General features: G+C 46.1%; 20 protein-coding genes. 13 read left to right on the top strand and 7 right to left on the bottom strand.

All coding sequences use genetic code 11. From position 1 onward, the window contains the following. Nucleotides 1–106: 106 nt before the first annotated feature. A complete protein-coding gene (locus DEHRE_RS12430; RefSeq protein ID WP_144284056.1) occupies nucleotides 107–691 on the top strand; it encodes a TetR/AcrR family transcriptional regulator in 585 nt (194 codons plus the stop codon). A 122-nt stretch (nucleotides 692–813) separates the two neighbouring features. Here the strand turns inward: DEHRE_RS12430 and ytvI are convergent, their stop codons facing one another. Continuing rightward, nucleotides 814–1,878 carry a sporulation integral membrane protein YtvI gene (gene ytvI, locus DEHRE_RS12425; protein WP_025206154.1) on the bottom strand — a complete coding sequence of 355 codons (1,065 nt, stop codon included), beginning with the start codon at nucleotides 1,876–1,878 and terminating at the stop codon, nucleotides 814–816. 265 nt (nucleotides 1,879–2,143) lie between these two features. On the opposite strand from ytvI, the gene DEHRE_RS12420 reads away from it, so the two are divergent. The 3 genes from DEHRE_RS12420 to DEHRE_RS12410 all read left to right on the top strand — a co-directional run bounded on the left by DEHRE_RS12420 (nucleotide 2,144) and on the right by DEHRE_RS12410 (nucleotide 5,935). Next, nucleotides 2,144–3,769, top strand: a complete 1,626-nt coding sequence (locus DEHRE_RS12420; protein ID WP_025206153.1) for a S41 family peptidase — start codon at nucleotides 2,144–2,146, stop codon at nucleotides 3,767–3,769. 92 nt (nucleotides 3,770–3,861) lie between these two features. Then, nucleotides 3,862–4,662, top strand: coding sequence for a cell wall hydrolase (locus DEHRE_RS12415; RefSeq protein WP_025206152.1), 801 nt, complete (start codon nucleotides 3,862–3,864; stop codon nucleotides 4,660–4,662). A 268-nt stretch (nucleotides 4,663–4,930) separates the two neighbouring features. After that, nucleotides 4,931–5,935 carry a hypothetical protein gene (locus tag DEHRE_RS12410; RefSeq protein WP_025206151.1) on the top strand — a complete coding sequence of 335 codons (1,005 nt, stop codon included), beginning with the start codon at nucleotides 4,931–4,933 and terminating at the stop codon, nucleotides 5,933–5,935. Nucleotides 5,936–6,030: 95 nt separating this feature from the next. Here the strand turns inward: DEHRE_RS12410 and DEHRE_RS12405 are convergent, their stop codons facing one another. Genes DEHRE_RS12405 through DEHRE_RS12395 form a run of 3 tightly spaced genes read right to left on the bottom strand, consistent with a single transcriptional unit; the run spans nucleotide 6,031 to nucleotide 7,810 of the window. Continuing rightward, nucleotides 6,031–6,606 (bottom strand): hypothetical protein, encoded by a 576-nt coding sequence (locus DEHRE_RS12405; RefSeq protein ID WP_019224740.1) that lies wholly within the window; start codon nucleotides 6,604–6,606, stop codon nucleotides 6,031–6,033. Nucleotides 6,607–6,630: 24 nt separating this feature from the next. After that, nucleotides 6,631–7,245: a hypothetical protein gene (locus tag DEHRE_RS12400; protein ID WP_025206150.1), complete on the bottom strand. Its 615-nt coding sequence runs from the start codon at nucleotides 7,243–7,245 to the stop codon at nucleotides 6,631–6,633. Nucleotides 7,246–7,303: 58 nt separating this feature from the next. Then, a complete protein-coding gene (locus DEHRE_RS12395; RefSeq protein ID WP_019224742.1) occupies nucleotides 7,304–7,810 on the bottom strand; it encodes a YlbF/YmcA family competence regulator in 507 nt (168 codons plus the stop codon). A gap of 169 nt (nucleotides 7,811–7,979) precedes the next feature. Here DEHRE_RS12395 and DEHRE_RS12390 point away from each other — a divergent pair, with 169 nt between their 5' ends. Beyond that, on the top strand, nucleotides 7,980–8,735 hold the full coding sequence (locus DEHRE_RS12390; RefSeq protein WP_025206149.1) for a GDSL-type esterase/lipase family protein: 756 nt from the start codon (nucleotides 7,980–7,982) through the stop codon (nucleotides 8,733–8,735). Nucleotides 8,736–8,922: 187 nt separating this feature from the next. Here DEHRE_RS12390 and DEHRE_RS12385 read toward each other — a convergent pair whose 3' ends face one another. Next, entirely contained in the window at nucleotides 8,923–9,675 is a 753-nt protein-coding gene (locus DEHRE_RS12385; RefSeq protein WP_025206148.1) for a ZIP family metal transporter, read from the bottom strand. Between the two features lie 212 nt (nucleotides 9,676–9,887). Here DEHRE_RS12385 and spoIIR point away from each other — a divergent pair, with 212 nt between their 5' ends. After that, entirely contained in the window at nucleotides 9,888–10,511 is a 624-nt protein-coding gene (spoIIR, locus tag DEHRE_RS12380) for a stage II sporulation protein R (protein ID WP_025206147.1), read from the top strand. A 138-nt stretch (nucleotides 10,512–10,649) separates the two neighbouring features. Here spoIIR and DEHRE_RS12375 read toward each other — a convergent pair whose 3' ends face one another. Next, the gene (locus DEHRE_RS12375) at nucleotides 10,650–11,639 is read right to left on the bottom strand and encodes an IS5 family transposase (RefSeq protein ID WP_019226936.1); all 990 of its coding nucleotides are present in this window, start codon (nucleotides 11,637–11,639) and stop codon (nucleotides 10,650–10,652) included. 169 nt (nucleotides 11,640–11,808) lie between these two features. Further along, nucleotides 11,809–12,567, bottom strand: a complete 759-nt coding sequence (locus DEHRE_RS12370) for a LytR/AlgR family response regulator transcription factor (RefSeq protein WP_025206146.1) — start codon at nucleotides 12,565–12,567, stop codon at nucleotides 11,809–11,811. Between the two features lie 108 nt (nucleotides 12,568–12,675). Here DEHRE_RS12370 and DEHRE_RS12365 point away from each other — a divergent pair, with 108 nt between their 5' ends. The 7 genes from DEHRE_RS12365 to rph all read left to right on the top strand — a co-directional run bounded on the left by DEHRE_RS12365 (nucleotide 12,676) and on the right by rph (nucleotide 17,856). Further along, nucleotides 12,676–13,332, top strand: coding sequence for a GerMN domain-containing protein (locus tag DEHRE_RS12365; protein ID WP_025206145.1), 657 nt, complete (start codon nucleotides 12,676–12,678; stop codon nucleotides 13,330–13,332). Between the two features lie 213 nt (nucleotides 13,333–13,545). Continuing rightward, nucleotides 13,546–13,995, top strand: coding sequence for a MarR family winged helix-turn-helix transcriptional regulator (locus DEHRE_RS12360; RefSeq protein ID WP_019224748.1), 450 nt, complete (start codon nucleotides 13,546–13,548; stop codon nucleotides 13,993–13,995). Between the two features lie 162 nt (nucleotides 13,996–14,157). After that, nucleotides 14,158–15,024 (top strand): fumarate hydratase, encoded by an 867-nt coding sequence (locus DEHRE_RS12355; protein ID WP_025206144.1) that lies wholly within the window; start codon nucleotides 14,158–14,160, stop codon nucleotides 15,022–15,024. Continuing rightward, nucleotides 15,017–15,592, top strand: a complete 576-nt coding sequence (locus DEHRE_RS12350) for a Fe-S-containing hydro-lyase (RefSeq protein ID WP_025206143.1) — start codon at nucleotides 15,017–15,019, stop codon at nucleotides 15,590–15,592. The genes DEHRE_RS12355 and DEHRE_RS12350 overlap by 8 nt, the downstream gene beginning before the upstream one ends. Before the next feature lie 4 nt (nucleotides 15,593–15,596). After that, nucleotides 15,597–16,241 (top strand): O-methyltransferase, encoded by a 645-nt coding sequence (locus tag DEHRE_RS12345; protein ID WP_025206142.1) that lies wholly within the window; start codon nucleotides 15,597–15,599, stop codon nucleotides 16,239–16,241. 102 nt (nucleotides 16,242–16,343) lie between these two features. Then, on the top strand, nucleotides 16,344–17,042 hold the full coding sequence (locus DEHRE_RS12340) for a TIGR01906 family membrane protein (protein WP_242836957.1): 699 nt from the start codon (nucleotides 16,344–16,346) through the stop codon (nucleotides 17,040–17,042). Between the two features lie 79 nt (nucleotides 17,043–17,121). After that, nucleotides 17,122–17,856: a ribonuclease PH gene (gene rph / locus DEHRE_RS12335; RefSeq protein ID WP_025206140.1), complete on the top strand. Its 735-nt coding sequence runs from the start codon at nucleotides 17,122–17,124 to the stop codon at nucleotides 17,854–17,856.

The raw sequence follows: 17,856 nt of genomic DNA, 5'->3' as shown, positions 1-17,856 counted from the left end.
TAACCTGTAATGAGGAGAGAAAGCTTTCCTCAAAAGAAAAAACTGTAATTAAAAGACGAAGAATTTGATTTTACAGGCATCGGATTAAATAAAGGGGGGAACAACGGTGACCAAGGAACGGAAAAAAGCTGAAATCCTCCAGGCAGCCAGCAAAGTATTTTATATCAAAGGCTTTGAAGGAACAAAAATGGACGATGTCGCCAAAGAAGCCGGGATCGGCAAAGGGACCGTCTATGAATATTTTGACAGCAAGAAACAGCTCTTTGAGGAAATGGCCGTTTATAACTGCGAAGAGCATGGACGCAATATTCAGGACATTCTGGAAAAAGACGGCTCTTTCAAAGAAAAAATCAGAGCTCTGGCAAAATATCAGGCAGAGCTGGTCAGGGAGCATATGCCGATTGCCAGGATGATGTCCTGTTCTAAGATTATGGCCAGGGAAATGGGAGCGATCTTTATTGAACAGAATATCCGGGTCGGAGAGATTATCAAAAAGCAAGTCGTGCAGGCCATAGACCAAGGGGAAGTCAGGGCTGATATTGATCCGGAATTTGCTTCAGTGGCAATCATGGGCACAATTATGCAGCATTGCGGTAAAAAAGTGATATTTGCTGAGGCCATGCCTGAGGAAGCGGACTACGATAAAATCGTTCAGGTCCTGATATTGGGGATCGGAAATGAAGCCGGATAATAACAGAAGATAGTGAGCAGATCATAAAAAATCAAAAAAACAGGTGCGTTCCCGATGGGCTCAAGGCTTCGGGACGTACCTGTTTTTTTATTAGGTAAAATGTTGACTCGAATATAGCTTCGTTATATCTTGAAATTCAGCTTGATGACGCCGACCTTAACAAGGGCCCTATAGAAAATACAGGCCAGCGGAAACAGGAATACGCCGAGGACCCCCATCACTTTGAAACCAATCCAGATACTGATCAGGGTCGTCAGAGCGCTTAGACCGATGCGCTCGCCCAGTATTTTGGGTTCAATCACTCTCCGTACGACAATGATAATGATATACAGAACGACCAGACCTGCGGCCAAGAAAAGCTGATTCTGGAAAAGTGCGACAACAGCCCAGGGCATCAGCACGGATCCGGTACCGAGGATCGGCAGGATATCTACGATTACAATCAACAATGAAATGACTGCCACGTATTTTACATGGAGGATAGCGAGACCGGTAAAAGCAATAAGGTAAGTGATTGTGCTTAAAATGACCTGCGCTTTTAAAAATCCTAATGTAGCATTGCGCAAATCACTTAAGACGTAAACGACTTTCAGCTTGGAGGAATCTTTGAAGAAGGAGTAAAAGAAACGGTGGATATTGCTTAACTGGAATGTGAACAGGAAAACGGATACCAGGTAGATAATCGATAGGAAGAACATGTTCGGTATCGCCGTGGAGATACTAAGTGTTGAGGAACCGATCGCGGATACCAGGTTGATGTTAGCCAGGTCATTGATCCATTTCATGATCATATCGTTTATTTCGGGAGGCAGCAATCCGATCGTTTCCTGGATACGCCCCGTAAGGTTCAAAAACCAAACCTGAATTGCCGGGCCGTTCGATTGAATAAAGTCAAGCAGGTCCAAAAGCTGAACATAGAGCTTACTGATGATCAGATAGAGGAAAATAACAATACTGGCAAGAAAAAACAGGTAGGTCACAGACACCGAGAGTGTCTTGCTTTTAAACCTGGAGACTCTGCCCAGCCATGCTGCGGCAGGTTCCAGAAAAAGAGCCGTGAAGTAAGCAAGGACAAATGGCATAAAATGCGGAAGAATTTTATAAAGGCCATAGGGAATGACGAGGGTTGCAACAATGATTAATACGGCGATAAATACTTTTTTGGAGTAATCAAGAAGATTTGACATTGTCCGAACCTTTCTTATCAGCGATGATCAGAAAAATATGTTTTTAAAATAGTCCTGTTTAGATAATATTATCGGAAAAGCCTTGAATATGCAATCAAAGTCTGGGAAGCACATGACAAATAATCCTGAAACGGAAAGGTGAATGCCCGTTTTCGTCGAATTACTGCTAAGATAGAAAAACTGAACAAGCTTAAATGAAGCCTGAGCATGCAAGATCATTGAATTTAGGCCGGACCTGCAAATCATACAGGAGGGAAAAAAGAACGTGAAATTTGGCAAAAGTCTAAGGTTTTTAATGACAGTGCTTCTGGTGTTCTGTCTGGGTTTGGGACTTCCGCTGCAGGCTTATGGCGCGGAAAACGATGCCCTGGATGAAGTCAGAACAATCTTGCAGGAGCAATATGTTGATGTTGTTCCGGATGAGGTACTGAACGCGCCGACGGTCGAAAAAATGCTTCAAAGGTTGGGTGATAAATACACCGAGTATATGACCGCGGCCGAATATGATAACATGATCAGTTCACTGAATATGTCCTTTTCCGGAATTGGGATAGAACTGGAAATGGTACAGCAGGGGGTCAAGGTTACCCGGGTCATTACTGGTTATGGGGCTGATAAGGCAGGAATCAAACAAGGGGATATTATCCTCGAAGCAGATGGCTATTCGCTGGCGGGAAAGACCTCGGAATATTGCGCCGGCAAACTTCGGGGGCCGGAGGGAACCAAGGTCCGGGTAAAAGTCAAAAGAAACGCTCAAATCCTGAGCTTCACTGTCGTACGGATGAAGATCGCGATGCCGCTGGCTGAAGGCCGGGTGCTGGAAGGGCATATTGGCTATATCGCAGTTAATTCCTTCGGCGAGGATGTTGCAACGCAGTTCGGCAAGCAGGCCCTGGCCCTGCAGGAAAAAGGCGTAGACTGCTGGATTATTGACCTGCGTAATAACTCCGGAGGGTATACAAAAGCGGCAATGGAGCTGTTGGGTTATTTTATTGGGGATAAAAGCGCGTATATCATGAAAGCAAGGGGAAACCTGGGTATTGTTGATACAGCCGTCAAGCAGGCTTTCACGTTAGAAGGGCCGATTGTCTTGCTGATCAATGGGTACACGGCAAGCGCTTCCGAGATTACATCGGCTGCACTGAAGGACTATGGCAAGGCGACCGTCATCGGGGAAACGACCTACGGTTCAGGCCGGGTTAAGGCTTTGATCCCATTAAGCAACGGAGACTATTTGAAAATGTCTGTTTACAGGTTTTTCTCTCCGTACTATAACCCGATTGATGAGATAGGAATCAAGCCTCATCTGGATTTGACCGGCGTCAATGAGCTGAATACGGCTGTTTTGATGCTTAAAAACTATAAGTCTGAAGATAAATCACAAGATAAATCGGGGTATATTCAGCTGGAGGCGGGCCCTTATGTTTATCCGCTTTCGGTAAAAGAGCTTCGTCAAACCGAAAACTGGGCAATTGGCAAGAAAATCTTGGATTCAGCCTATGTAACCACAACACTCAAACTCGGAGGCCCGAACGGTTGGGAGCCATTCCCCGAAGAGGTTCTCCAGGACCGCTGGCAGATCTACTACCCGGGATATGAAAAGGCCGGAGATCTCAAGAATATCCCACTTGACAAGGTATTCAACGTGAGCTTCAACCGGGATATAGACTGGAATTCCGTAACAGCAGACGGCATTGAGCTGATCAATGCTGCGACAGGAGAAAGAGTCAAGTGCACATACACGTTTGTCGACCAGCAGCGTATGATTGTGAAACCGGCAACGAAACTTCAGGCCGATACCGGATATTGGCTGGTGATTCATCCTACAATCAAGGAGGCTAAGGGCCAGGCAATTACCGGGGGTGTAGCGTCAGCCACAACGGCGAAATAACTTTTCTTTGTGATTCTTATAACAAATAACGTATAAAAATCACCTTTTATGGGAAAGAATAGAAATAGATTAATCCCAAGAGGTGATTTTTTTTGGAAGACCGACGATGCCGGAAAGGTTTGGCAGTGATGCTGACCACGGCGATTATCCTGACTGCTACTGCCCAGACAGTATATGCTGTACCTGAAAAATCAAGAGAATTGCTCTATTCCCGGGTATTGGAAATCCAACAGACTGTCCTTGAGAATGTCATGTCAGATGCCAGAGACATTATTCTGACGAAAGCAAATGAGAATCGTATATTCCGGATTCTTTTGGACAAGTTTTCCGGACAGCCGGAAAATCAGATTTCCTTTGTGATCGAACAGCTGCCTTTGGAAAATAAAGTTATTACCGCAAACATAGAATCAGATACGGTGATTGAGACGCCTAAACTGGCCGAATCGGCTGATTCAGCAGATTTGATTAATTCAGTGGATTCAGCCCGGGAGCCTGAAAGGGTTACTTCGGATATTTCCCGCAGCAGTCAAATTGTTTATGACCAGGAAGATGTGATACTTTTAGCAAAAATCATTTATGCGGAAGCCCGTGGAGAAAGCTTTGAAGGTCAGGTTGCCGTAGGGGCAGTGGTTCTGAACAGGGTGGAAAGCCCGAAGTTCCCGGATACGATCCGGGAGGTCATTTACCAGCCGGGACAGTTTTCTGCAGTCCTTGACAGGCAGATTGATCTGACACCGGGAGATGAGGCCTATCAGGCTGCGCTGGAAGCGCTTGAGGGGCAGGATCCAAGCGAGGGCGCTCTCTTCTATTACAATCCGCGGACAGCGACCGACAATTGGATCAAAACCCTAGATGTTGTAAAAAACATCGGAAACCATAATTTCTGCGTCTAACACAGGAAGATATATGGTTAATAAGATCAAATAAGGGTATATGGCTATAAAATTATAAGACTTAGGGTCCTTTCCTCAAAGGAAGGCAGCTGAAGCGAATCAAAAGATTTGTCTGCAGCTGCCTTCTGTCGTGAAGACTTGCTCTAACAAAATGGTCTTATATATAAAAAGTTAAGTAAGCTTCACGGTGTCACAGCTGCAGCCTGCTTTTCATATTATGACATAGCACAACACAGCGCAATTTGTAAACATACGAGGAGGTTAAAAGATGTTCGGACATAACAAAGGGTTAGGAATCTTTCCCCAGGGTATTGGGGGTATGCCCGGAGAATCGATGGGTATGACGCCGAGACAGCTCAATTTGGTCGCTTCGGAAGGCTTTAGCGGAAACGGAATGGCGACGATCGGAATGGATAACAATTTTTCGGTCATTGCGCACCTACCGCCCGCCCATACATTCAGTCCTCACGCTCCGGCAGTTTATGCGGCTTATCTGGTTGACGGCAAGGGAAAAAACGGATTTTATGCCGGAACGCTAAGACCAGCCGGTAATGGAATGTATCAGGCTAATTTCAGAAGTCCCGTGCCGCTCGTACATTATGACAAAGTTGTCATTTCACTGGAGAGTCCGCAGTCCATCATGCAATCCCCGCAGGGTCCTATTGTCATGAAAGTCAAAGAAGGCTTTTTCCCTGGGCTGGGACCGGTCAAAAAAGCCGGCAGCAATATGTGGGGAAAGGTGAGGGGATTTGTCGGCAGCAGGTTTGGCAGCAAAGATGAAATCAGCCAGAATCAGCCTGATCCCGGGCAAAATTCCGGGCAGATCCCTGCCCAGCCGCCAGTTCAGCAGTATCCCCAGCAGCCCCAACAGTCCCAGATTCCGCAATATTCACAGCAGCCTCAAAATCAGCAGTATCCCAATTATCCGCAGAACCCTCAGTATCTTCGGAACTCACAGCAGCAGTATCCTCAGTATGCCGCCCAGCAACGTACTTATCCGCAGCAGGCTTATCCACGGTGGGGAACGCAGATGCAGCCAAACAGGCAAAGATATGACCGACCGTATATGCCTCAGGGCGGATATCAGCAGGGACCGGTTTATGGGGAGAATCCTGCTTCACAAGTTTCAGCTATGCAAAGTCCGATGATGCAAACTCCACCGTCTCCGGCGCCGGTACAGCCACTGGAATTTCAGCCGGCCGCTCAAGTCACAGAACAACCCAAGAGCCAGACGATACAGCAAGTATCGGCCGACGAGCCGAATGATTCATAACGGGCAGCAAAGTTCATCTTTGCTGGGGTCCGAATAAATATTAATGGTACCAGATAAGACGCACGTGGCCGTAAAGGTCAGGTGCGTTTTAATGATTAACTGCCGTTTGCCGTATTGGCCGTGTCCGTCCTGCCAAAAATGGTCAGCAGGCCATAGAGAATAAGGGAAGCCAGCGGTACAACGTATCCCGAAACATTGTCGATGGATTTGAGCTTAAAAGCATATAAGGTAGAAGCACGGCTTTGCACAGGCGTAAAAGGGACACTAAAAGAAACATTGATTGTCATTCCTTCCTTCGGAATCAACGGAGTTTGTGTCATCTTGAGCCTAAGTATTCGGTCCTCCCTTATAGCACTGATGTCCGGTAAGGACTGACCGTATCCTCCCGGAAAGAATATTCGGGCTGAAACCGGAACAGCGGACCATTTATAAAATAGGGCCGTTGCAAGTTCCAGACCGATAATAATAAAATACCCATGCGGAATCATGATTTTGGTCAGCGGGATGATCAGGGTGCCGACTGGACTGTTGTTACTTGGATGGAGTGCGTTGGAGATCAGGAGGGAGATATAAAAAGGGACCGCTGCCTCTATTATTTTTTCCCCAATCAAAGATTTGGCAGGAGTGGTGTTTCGATAAATTTGACTACGGTGATGGAATACGGCAGACATTTCTTTGCATTGACCCCCTTTTAATTATTCCGTATTACTCGGATTATTTTTGTATTTCGGGTAGAGAAGGAAGTAAATAAATAAGATAAGCAAGGGGATAAATGTCTTTGGGAGCTTCTTAATTTCAAACATTTCAATGCCATAAATCAATACAAATTTGGTGCCGATACTTTGAGGCACTCTGGAGTAAGGTGCAATCAAAGCCAAATTAAACGCCAAACCTCTCGGTTCCAACGGAGTATCAGGTTCCTGCTGATTTCCTGTGTTATTACCACCTGCTCCGGCAGCATTTGTTTGGGAAGATGATGGCAGGCCATCAAGAAATAGCCTGATATCCGGATAAGCCTGCTGATATTGACTGAGAGCAGAAACTCCTGAGAAAGCAGAAGACCACTTTGCCAGTAGAGAAGTTGCGAGTCCAAGTGCAATAATAATCAGGTAACTGAGGGGAATATTTAATATTTTCAGCGGTATCAGCAATGCTCCGGTGGGGCTGTATCTATTTTGCGGAAACAAACTGTCAGTCAGAAAAAGGGCGAACGTTAAAGGGATAGGTGTTAAGGGCAGGAACATTTCTGCAGAGGAAGGACTTCCAAAGAATTGATTATTCGGATATGGATAGCTGTTCAAGAACGTCATTTGAAAAATCTCCTATCCCTTATAATAAGAAAAGACAAACGGCAGAATAAGACGTGATTTATTTGCTCTTGGGGTTTAACCGGCTTAGCAGTTCGGAGACATTGAGCCCTTCAGGGATTTGAAAGCCTTCCGGGATCGTCATGGCAGGGCCGTTTTTGTCTCCACCGATCGTATCCAGAAGTTGCTGGGCAAGATTTTGGATTTCTTTGGGGAAAGGCAGCTGTTCGGCACTGGGCATACCGTAAATTGTGGTTGTGATCGTCAGGTTCACAGTTGCCATTATTTTCTCCAGATCCTGCTGAATGGAGAAGAAGCTTCGGATAGAAGGATATAGTTTGATCAGGCGCATTTTTAAGTCGATGAGCGCTAAGGTATCCTTTTCAGATACCACTTTGCTGAACATTTGAGCGGTCAGGATTTGGCGTTCTTTATCCTGATATGCCGCAAAAGCTTTGGCAGCTTCAGGGTCGTTTTGGATTTCGGCTTCTGCTTCTTTCAGCCTTTGTACTTCCGGCGTTTGCAGAAGAGCTTCGCCGAGTTCACGTGCTTTAACAATGTATTCCATAAGAATCAAGCACCTCCTTATGTATCAGGTTATGCAGTTCAAAATGCCGGAGTGCCTTAAAATGCTAAACAAACTGTAATCAACAGGAAACGAAAAACGAAAAAAGTTTTATTCGGGAAGGATTTAAGGGAAATATGTAGAAAAATATTGCCATGAGGAGGAATGAACATTGCGCACTTACCGTTTGGAAATTAGGGTTATTCAGCTTTCCGTATTGATGGCTGTTATTGTATTGGTCTTTGGGTATGTAAATGTTTGGAACGGAGGAACACCGGAACAGTCTGCCAGCGGCAGCTCAACAGTCCAGAACAGCGGAGCAAGTAATGAGGGCGGTGTAGAAAATAAAGCCGGCAATACCGACGGTGATGCTGTTTTGAATGGCAGCGGTACGACTGTCAATACCAAAATGGTGTGTCTGGGTGATTCATTTACATACGGTTACCCGGGTGAGCCAAGTAGTTCCTGGCCGCAGCATCTTGCGGATGTCCTGAAAGTAGAAGTGGTAAATGCTGGTCAGACTTATCAGAATGCATCCAGCCTGCTGGATCGCTTTGAAGAGGATGTAATTGCTGAGAAACCGGGCACAGTCATTATTTTTGCCGGCGTTGGAGATGCGATCCGCGGAACTCCATTGGAAGAATACCAAAACAATATCAAAGCCATGGTCGAAAAAGCCACGGCCAATCAAATCAAGCCTGTCCTGGTGCTGCCGATTCCTTTCCCTGACACGGATGAGCTCTATAAACAATACAGGGAATGGGAAACGGCTTATGCACAGGAACAAAAGATTACAGCACTTGATTTTAAAGGGGTGCTGTTTGGCGACGGGGACGAGATCCTCAGAAAATATTCCGATGACGGGAGATATCCGAATAAGGACGGCTATCAGGCCATGGGCGATTATGCCGCCACAGTCCTGCAGTAATATTTAACGTATTAACAAAGAGTCAGAGACAGCCTTCGGGCTGTCTTTTTGACGTCGCGGATGGACCAATGCCGAATAAAGATCCTGTGAATAGCAAATTGCTATGTCTATACCTTCATACATACCGTGCATGCGTAGGATAGAGTTGGCGCTCCACTCATACCATGGATGGCAAGGAGCGGCGGTATTAATGCGGTAAGAAGACGGAGATAAATCCGAAGAAAATAAATCCGCCTATTCCTCCAAGAAAGGCCCAGACCGGGTGGTTTTCGCGGGACAGCGGCCATAATTCGGCCAGAACCAGAAACACCATTGCCCCAGCGGCCAGGGCCACAAAAAAACAGAGCGAGGTATGGACAAGTTCCATGGCCATCCTGCCGAGCAAGGCACCCAGCGGAGTAAATATTGCAATCAGGAGAGTCAGGGCTAGAATCTTCGGTTTCCTGATCCCGGCCATTACCAGAGGTGTAGCAGTGGCCATTCCTTCAGGCAGGTTATGCAGAGCAATACCAAGGGCGATGAATGTACCCAATTGACCGGCGGATTCGTGCCCCGCAGCAATGGCCATTCCTTCAGGTATATCATGAAGCGCTATGCCTGAGGCAATCAGGATGCCCATCCGTTTCAGACGGCTGTATCTGTTATTGGGAAGTTGACGATTTCTTGCTTTGAGCAGTCTGTCGGCAGACGACATCAGTATCATGCCGGCCAAAATCCCGCCCAGGAGCAGTCCCGGCTGTTTGAAGGATGCAGCCAGCGGCAAAAGATCAAAGGCGACTACAGCAAACATGACGCCCCCTGCCGCGGACAGTAGAACGGCCAGAAGCCAATCCGGAGGGTCTCCCAGGAAAAGCACAATCAGACAGCCGGCTGTTGTGGCCAGCCCGGCAATTGTACTGATATACAGCAGATACAGCGGAGATTGAAAGTCCAGGAGCATTTTTTCACCCGATTCTTTCGGCAGATTGTCAGCAAATTTGACAGGGCCTTATGAATCTTATTTTCAGACTTCAATAAATATTCGCACTGCCTAAAAACTTCTGAGACGCACTGAATAGAAAACTTCTTTATTGGAAATAATTTACATAGAAAGAAGTTTTTTGTATATATGATAATTTTAGGATTTACAAGGTATTGGGAGAGGGAAATTAAATGTTGATATTTGTGAATAAAAGCATAATAAAGTTAATTGTCTGCCTGGTCTTGTGTTTTAGTTTCTTGGTGATCAATCCCGGCGGCCAGTCAGCAAACAGTGCGGAAACCGAAGCGTATGACAGTACAAGTCTCATTCGCTTTCATGTTATCGCGAATTCGGACAGTGAACAGGATCAGCTGCTGAAATATGCGGTAAGGGATGAAGTTTTGAAGGCTGCTTCCCCGAACCTGGCTGAATCACAATCTCTGGCCGAATCCAGAGAAATCCTTCTGAGCATGGAAGGCCAGTTACTGGAGATTTCCAGGAGCGTAGTCAAAGAGTGGGGAAAAACCTATCCGGTGACCCTTGATTATGGTGTATTTGCTTTCCCAACAAAATCTTATGGTAATATTGTACTCCCGGCGGGAGACTACGAAGCGGTAGAGATCAAGATAGGAAATGCTGAAGGGGCTAATTGGTGGTGTGTTTTGTTTCCGCCTTTATGCTTTATTAATGTCGAGGAATCCACATCACTTCCTGTTGACGGCAAGCCTGCTGTGCCACTGAATACAGCGGCCAAACAAAAAAAGCCGACCTATCAGGGGAAAGAAATCGGCTTTTATCTGGAGCGTTTTTTCTAGGGAACCACTGATTAATAACGTTTTTTATCATCCCAATAAATAATAAAGTGGGATAATCCCAAGTTAGCGGCCCTATCGCCGCCGATTTCAGCTGCCTTTTCCGAGTAATTCTCGAAAAAAGGCGTACTTATCCCCGGATTACGCGCATTGGCTTCGCCAGCCGCCGCTTCGGGCGCACATCAGCAGGTTTGCGCTGGCGGCCAGCATATACAGTCTATTCAGATTCTTGGCAATTCCTCTATAACAAACCTTTTTGAAGCCAAATATGTTCTTAATGATATGAAAGGCGTGCTCCACTTTGGCTCGGACAGACGCTTTCCGAAACTCTATATGGCAATAAAAATCCCGTGCAGGGCCATTGTCCATGCTGCGTTTCTTTCCGGGACGCTCAGCGATACGGTAATCAATTTGTGATTTGTGAGGGTCCTCTGTGATTTCCGGTCGTTTATTTAGTCCCAAATATCCGGCGTCACCGTAGAAAACCTCGTCTTCCGGCCTCATTAGCTTTGACGCTTCGGCTATGTCATGCACATTTGCGCCTGTTGCCGCTATACCATGAATATAACCGGTCCCTGCGTCCACACCGATATGGCATTTCATGCCGAAATACCACTGATTACCCTTCTTTGTTTGGTGCATCTCCGGATCGCGGCTACCGCTTGCGTTCTTCGTTGAGGATGGCGCGCTGATCAGTGTGGCGTCAACAATGGTTCCACCTTTCATGATATGTCCGCACTGTTCCAAACAACGGTTGATCGCCTCAAAGAATGCCTTCCCTAAGCCGCTTTCCTCAATCAAATGACGGAATTTGAGCAGGGTGGTCGCATCCGGCGCCTGCTCATGTATGAAGTCTATTCCCATAAATTTTCGCATGGCGTAACTGTCGTAAATGGCATCCTCTACACCTTCGTCAGAAAGGCTAAACCATATCTGCAGCAGATACATTCTCAGCATTTTTTCAATCCCGAGCGGTGGACGACCGCGCTTACCGTCAAAATAGTGCGGCTGTATAAGCGCCACCCATTCGTCCCAGGGGATGATCTCGTTCATTATTTCAAGAAATTCTTCTCGTTTCGTTTTCTTCCGTCGGTTTGAGTATTCTATATCCGAAAAGGTTTGTTGCCCCATTTTTACCACCTGTTACTGTTTTCTTTAATTTTACCATTTTTTTGTCCGGGGGGCGATTTAATCAGTGTTTCCCTAGTACTTTATTAACCGTATAATGATCATATAGTGGCAGCAATTTTCCGCAATAAAGCGTTGCTGTCAATATATGAAGATTAGGGTTAACATGGTACTATATCCCAAGGATCTCTTTGAGTCGGCGGGCCTGAGTGCGGCTGACTGGGACTTCGCTTTTGTCCTTGTCCTGCACGATCACAGTATACGTACCATTAAAGTAAGGGACAAGCTCCCTCATTTTTTTTATATTGACCAGATAGCAGCGGTGGGTTCTGAAAAAAGTTTTTGGATCGAGTCTGGATTCCAAATCCCGCAGCGTATAACGAGTCAGGTAGAAGTCAGCTTCTGTTTTGACGTAAACATTGTCCTTATCTGTGGAAATATATATAATTTCTTCCGGCCGAATCAGGATGGTTTTCCCGTTATATTCAGCAGCAATCACTTCCAGGGGTTTGAATTCAGGGATATCCTCCTTGACCGGTTCAGCTTTAGGTTGACCTGGAGCAGGCGTTTTACGCTTTCTTACCGTATTTAAGGCTTCTTCAAGCCGCTTCGGATGAATCGGCTTAAGAAGATAATCGTAAGCATGAACACTGAACGCATCAAAAGCAAATTCTTCATGGGCGGTCGTAAAAATCACCGCCGGTTGTTTCGGGCTCTGGGAAAGCTTTCTGGCAAGTTCAATGCCGTTTAAGCCGGGCATATTGATATCAAGAAAAATAACGGAATAGTCGACACTGTCAATTAGTTCCATGGCTTCAAGCGCGTTTTCTGCTTCCCCAACAATTAGCACGTCTTCAAATGATTTCAAGAGATAACGCAGTTCTTTACGGGCGGGGGATTCATCATCAACCAACAAGGCTCTTATTTTCATATTTTCTGACCTCCCTGAATTCTATTTCTTTGGGACAAAGCATATTATCTTTTTAGAAATTTCTTTTTAGCGGACATTTTTATTATTATTTAGAAAGGAGAACTTCCTATGAGAAAAATACGGCTGCTGCTGACTTTCATTCTGTTGATCGCAGTCATTACACTTCTGGTCGGCTGCAATATCCTGAATGATCTGATCAAGGAAGGCGGAGGTAATGCTCCTTTAAGCAAACTTCTGGATAAGACTGCTCAGGAAGACACGGTTGAAGTGACTACAGAATCTCAGCAGACGGAACAAACTGTAAAACTTTATTTCGCAGATGCTGACGGAAAAGTCTTAATCGAAGAGAACCGAACAATTCCCAAGACACTGAGCCTGGCTCGCGAAACAGTAAGCCAATGGCTGCTGGGGCCGGCCGGAAAATCAAGCGCTTATCCGATGGTGAACCCTCAGACGGTGTTATTGGACATTGGAATCAAAAACGGCATTGCCACAGTAGATCTTAGCAAGGAATTCCTTGAGCCTTACAGCAATGTCTCGGCCGAAACTGCTCTTTATGGTTTAGTCAACACCTTGACTCAGTTTCAAACTGCCCAAATCGTGAAGATCCGGGTCGAGGGGCAGGACATTCAAACCTATCGCGGAATCGGTCTGGAGAACTTAAGGTACCGTAATGATTTGATCGGCTACGCCTCAGGGACCGTGCAGGATGATGAAGTAACTGCTGAAGTATCCCCAAGCGGAATCAATCTTTTTGGACAATAACTTCAATATTTTACCATTTGTTGAAAGGATCAAGATACGTTATGATATTAATTATATAACACCTATCGTTAAAATCATCAATAATATTTGAATTATGAAAATTTTACTAGTGTTAATTTCCGGAATATGGTAAAATACTGTAAAAATGATATGTGCTAATATATACTTATATATAGGGGTTATCTATTTGATTTTTTGAGGTGGGGTGTTCGCATGTTAGAGAACAGAGAGTTAGCAGGTCATCTTGACCATTTGCTTCAGAGGCTCACCGTTTCTACCCAAAGGCAAAAGAGTGATTTTGCAGAAAAGTTTGGTATTTCCCGTCAGCAGTTTGAAGTTTTAACGATTATTTTTGAAAAGGGCCAGATTACGATGGGTGAGCTTTGCAAGGAAATTTCTTCAGCCTGCAGTACGGCAACGGATCTGGCTGACAAGCTGGAAAGAGCCGGCTATGTGGAGCGAATCAGGGAAAAACGGGATCGCAGGATCGTAAGGCTTAATATTTTACCCAAGGGAGAAAAACTGGTCAAATCGGTAATTGAGACAAGGACCGAAAGGCTTGAAAGTATTCTGGAATCTTTTGAACAGGAAGACCGGATGCGTATTATCGGCATTCTGGAAACCTTATCCGATAAATATGAGAGGCTTTCCAGAAAAGAATAAAAGTCGAATACAACGGTATCGAACATTTTTGTCGAAGTAAGATCTTCCTGGCAAAGATGTTTTTTTTTTGACGGCAAACCTTTTTTAAAAGTTATATTTCTTGAATCCCGTATTTGCGCTATACTGAATAAAAGTGTTCCGGACAAAAAGCGGAGGTAAATTGTGAAAGAGATTCATGTCAACGAGGTGATTTCCGCAGTGGAGAGACTGTGTATTGAGGCGAACTGTATTCTGAATCAGGATGTTATTGATGCTTTGAACAAGGCTCTTGGCATTGAGGAATCCTCACAGGGCAGAGAAGTGCTTCAGCAGCTTTTGGAAAATGCGGAGATTGCAGCCAAAGAGAATATACCGATATGTCAGGATACCGGGATGGCGGTATTGTTTGTAGAAGTCGGCCAGGACCTGCATATTATCGGCGGAGATTTGACGGGAGCCTTGAATGAGGGCGTACGCAGGGGCTATGAAAAGGGTTTTTTGCGTAAATCTATCGTCAAAGATCCTTTTAACAGGATCAATACCGGAGATAATACACCTGCGGTTATTCATTATGAAATTGTATCAGGGGACAAGATTGGGATTGCGATTGCACCGAAAGGGTTTGGCAGCGAAAACATGGGTGCCTTGAAAATGTTTAAGCCTTCGGATGGTTTGCCTGCAGTAAAGAATTTTATTGTGGAAACGGTGGATAAAGCCGGGCCTAATCCCTGTCCACCCATCGTGGTCGGAGTTGGACTCGGAGGCACGATGGAAAAGGCTGCCTATTTGGCTAAAAAGGCCCTGCTTCGTCCGATCGGGGAATCGAATCCGGTTGAGGAATATGCCCGGCTGGAACAGGAGCTTCTGACCAAAATTAATCATTTAGGGATAGGCCCCCAGGGTTTTGGCGGCCGGACGACAGCACTGGCCGTAAATATTGAGGTATTTCCGACGCATATTGCAGGGCTGCCCGCAGCTGTAAATATTAATTGTCATGTTACCCGACATCGTCAGGTAGTTTTGGAAGGGAGGGTTTCTTCCTGTGAGTAATGATAAAACGGTTGAAACCCGGAAAATTTCGGCACCGATGGATGATACGACTGCTGCTTCTCTCAGATGCGGTGAAAAGGTGCTGATCAGCGGAGTCGTCTATACCGGAAGAGATGCGGCTCATAAGAAAATGGTTGAGGCCTTGGGCCGGGGAGAGGGGCTGCCCTTTGATATTAAGGGACAGGTGATCTATTTTGTGGGACCCGCCCCGGCTTCTCCAGGTAAAGTTATCGGATCTGCCGGACCGACAACCAGTGGCAGAATGGATGCCTATTCTCCTAGTCTGCTGGCCAAAGGTTTAAAAGGGATGATCGGCAAAGGGCTTCGTTCTCCTGAGGTCATACAGGCCATCAGGGAAAACAGCGCAGTCTACTTTGGGGCGATCGGCGGTGCGGGAGCACTCCTGGCTTCCTGCATCAAGGAAGCTGAGGTCATTGCCTATCCGGAACTCGGAACGGAGGCAGTCCGGAGACTTGTTATCGAAGATTTTCCTGCCATTGTCCTGATTGACAGTCTCGGGCAGAATCTTTACGAGACAGGAAGGAAAGAATATCAAATATTGGGGTGATGGTTTGTTCTATCCTTTTGAACTAGAAAGGTACCTCGAAGAATTGCTTCCTGCCAGGGAAGGGCTGCTTCAAGAGATGGAAGGCGTTGCCTTGGAGGAAACAATCCCTGTGGTTACACCGGCAGTCGGTCACTTCCTTGAGCTAATGGTCAAGATGACGGATGCCAAGCGTATTCTGGAGATCGGTACGGCGATCGGTTATTCCACCGTTTATCTTGCCAGAGGTGCAGCCGAAACCGGAGGCAGGGTTTATACGCTGGATATGAACAGAGGGAGGCTCAACAGAGCAGAAGAATATCTGAAAAAGGCCGGGCTTGCCCATTTGGTTGATTTCAGCTGTGAGAATGCGCTGCACTGCCTGCCGAAACTGACGGAAACATATGATTTGATATTTGTAGATGCAGCCAAAGGGGAGTACCTGGATTACCTTGATCTTATCACACCGCTCATTTCCCCTGGCGGGGTTCTGGTGGCGGATAATGTTCTATTCAGAGGCTGGGTTGTGCCTGGTTCGGTTTTTGACCAAAAGTATGATCGAATGGTCGGTTGTATGAGGGATTTCCTGCAGAACTTGGCCTGTCTGCCGGAATTTGAGGTAAGCGTACTTCCATTTGGCGACGGCATTGCGCTGGCCAGAAAAAACAAGTAGGAAATTCAGGCAAGATACGAAGTGAGGATTAACGTATTTAAATAGGATATTTGGTTAATGTATTTGGTGAGGATATTAGGATATTAGGATATATGAGGAGAAATGATGTCAGGTAGGAAGGCTGCGAACGGGTTTCTTGCAATTGTCAGCGGATTGATTCTAATCGCTGTCATGTTGCTGACGGTGATTGAACAATGCGTCTTTGATCTCAATTTCTTCCGGTCGGAATATAACAAACTGGACACGGTATCTGTGACCGGGATGCCGGAAAAAGATCTGATGGTGACGACCACGGAACTGCTGGCTTATATCCAGGGGGACAAGGATGACCTTGAAATCCGTGCAGAGATTAACGGTCAGGAAAGACAGGTGTTTAATCAGCGGGAAATCGTCCATATGGCAGATGTTCAAAGGTTGTACCTGAGCAGCCGCATGGTTCGCAACGCAGGTTTGATTGTCCTGTTTCTGTTTCTGATCTTACTAAGGATAAGCAACGGGAAGAAATACTTCCGTTCCTGGGCCAGCGGCTTTCTGACCGCGGCAGTCATATTTCTCTGTATATTCGGGGCAGTAGGGATTGCGGTCTGGCGGGATTTTCAAGTGTTCTGGGACAGCTTTCACTATCTGATTTTTACGAATGACCTTTGGCTGCTTGATCCGGAGACCGATATCCTGATCCAAATGGTGCCGGAGCAGTTCTTCTTTGATCTGGTTATCAGAATTCTGGCTCTTTTTGGCTCTGCTGTACTGATCCTCGCTCTTGTCGCTGCAAGAATCCGGTTCGTCTATCAGAAAGTATAAGTACGGTTGAGCTTGATAACCGGTTATACAATTGATAAATATTAATAATTTTTTGAGAACAGAAAGGAAGCTTGATAATATGCTAAGATTTGACGGAAGACAGCCCGATGAAATCCGGCCTGTGAAGATTACCAGGAAGTTTACGGACCTTCCCGAAGGCTCCGTCCTGATTGAGGTCGGGAAAACCAGGGTGATTTGCACGGCTACTGTTGAAGATAAAGTACCGCCATTTAAAAAGGGGACCGGCAGCGGCTGGGTCACAGCGGAATACTCTATGCTTCCGAGGGCGACGGCCGTGCGCAATCAGCGTGAGGCTTCCAAGGGAAAATTGGGCGGAAGGACAATGGAGATCCAGCGGCTGATCGGCAGGGCGCTGCGTTCCATTGTGGATCTGAGTAGACTTGGAGAAAGGACCATCTGGCTGGATTGTGATGTCCTTCAGGCAGACGGCGGGACCAGGACAGCTTCGATTACGGGTGCTTATGTTGCCCTGGCTGATGCTGTAAACTACCTGCTCAAAAATCAATTGATTAAGCAGGACCCTTTAATAGACAGTATTGCGGCCATTTCTGTAGGCAAAGTAGATGGGATACCTGTAGCCGATCTTGCCTATGAGGAGGATTCCAAAGCCGAAGTCGATATGAATATTGTGATGACCGGTTCGGGGCGTTTTGTAGAGATTCAGGGTACTGCAGAAGGTCAGCCGTTTGACCAAGAGGATCTGAATGCATTCTTAAACCTCGGGGAATCGGGTATTCAAAAACTCAGCGCTTTGCAGAAGGAAGCGCTGGCCAAAGAGCTTCCGGTAGCATAG

The organism is Dehalobacter restrictus DSM 9455, assembly GCF_000512895.1.
Lineage (GTDB): Bacteria > Bacillota > Desulfitobacteriia > Desulfitobacteriales > Syntrophobotulaceae > Dehalobacter > Dehalobacter restrictus.
This window is presented reverse-complemented; position numbering and strand designations above follow the sequence as displayed.

Excerpts from the sequence above, each read along its gene's own strand:
- DEHRE_RS12360 (WP_019224748.1), top strand. The coding sequence starts at position 13,546 with ATGTTAGAGAACAGAGAGTTAGCAGGTCATCTTGACCATTTGCTTCAG.
- rph (WP_025206140.1), top strand. The coding sequence starts at position 17,122 with ATGCTAAGATTTGACGGAAGACAGCCCGATGAAATCCGGCCTGTGAAG.
- DEHRE_RS12340 (WP_242836957.1), top strand. The coding sequence starts at position 16,344 with ATGATGTCAGGTAGGAAGGCTGCGAACGGGTTTCTTGCAATTGTCAGC.
- DEHRE_RS12370 (WP_025206146.1), bottom strand. The coding sequence starts at position 12,567 with ATGAAAATAAGAGCCTTGTTGGTTGATGATGAATCCCCCGCCCGTAAA.
- DEHRE_RS12385 (WP_025206148.1), bottom strand. The coding sequence starts at position 9,675 with ATGCTCCTGGACTTTCAATCTCCGCTGTATCTGCTGTATATCAGTACA.
- DEHRE_RS12365 (WP_025206145.1), top strand. The coding sequence starts at position 12,676 with ATGAGAAAAATACGGCTGCTGCTGACTTTCATTCTGTTGATCGCAGTC.
- DEHRE_RS12405 (WP_019224740.1), bottom strand. The coding sequence starts at position 6,606 with ATGTCTGCCGTATTCCATCACCGTAGTCAAATTTATCGAAACACCACT.
- ytvI (WP_025206154.1), bottom strand. The coding sequence starts at position 1,878 with ATGTCAAATCTTCTTGATTACTCCAAAAAAGTATTTATCGCCGTATTA.
- DEHRE_RS12375 (WP_019226936.1), bottom strand. The coding sequence starts at position 11,639 with ATGGGGCAACAAACCTTTTCGGATATAGAATACTCAAACCGACGGAAG.
- DEHRE_RS12400 (WP_025206150.1), bottom strand. The coding sequence starts at position 7,245 with ATGACGTTCTTGAACAGCTATCCATATCCGAATAATCAATTCTTTGGA.
- spoIIR (WP_025206147.1), top strand. The coding sequence starts at position 9,888 with ATGTTGATATTTGTGAATAAAAGCATAATAAAGTTAATTGTCTGCCTG.
- DEHRE_RS12395 (WP_019224742.1), bottom strand. The coding sequence starts at position 7,810 with ATGGAATACATTGTTAAAGCACGTGAACTCGGCGAAGCTCTTCTGCAA.
- DEHRE_RS12410 (WP_025206151.1), top strand. The coding sequence starts at position 4,931 with ATGTTCGGACATAACAAAGGGTTAGGAATCTTTCCCCAGGGTATTGGG.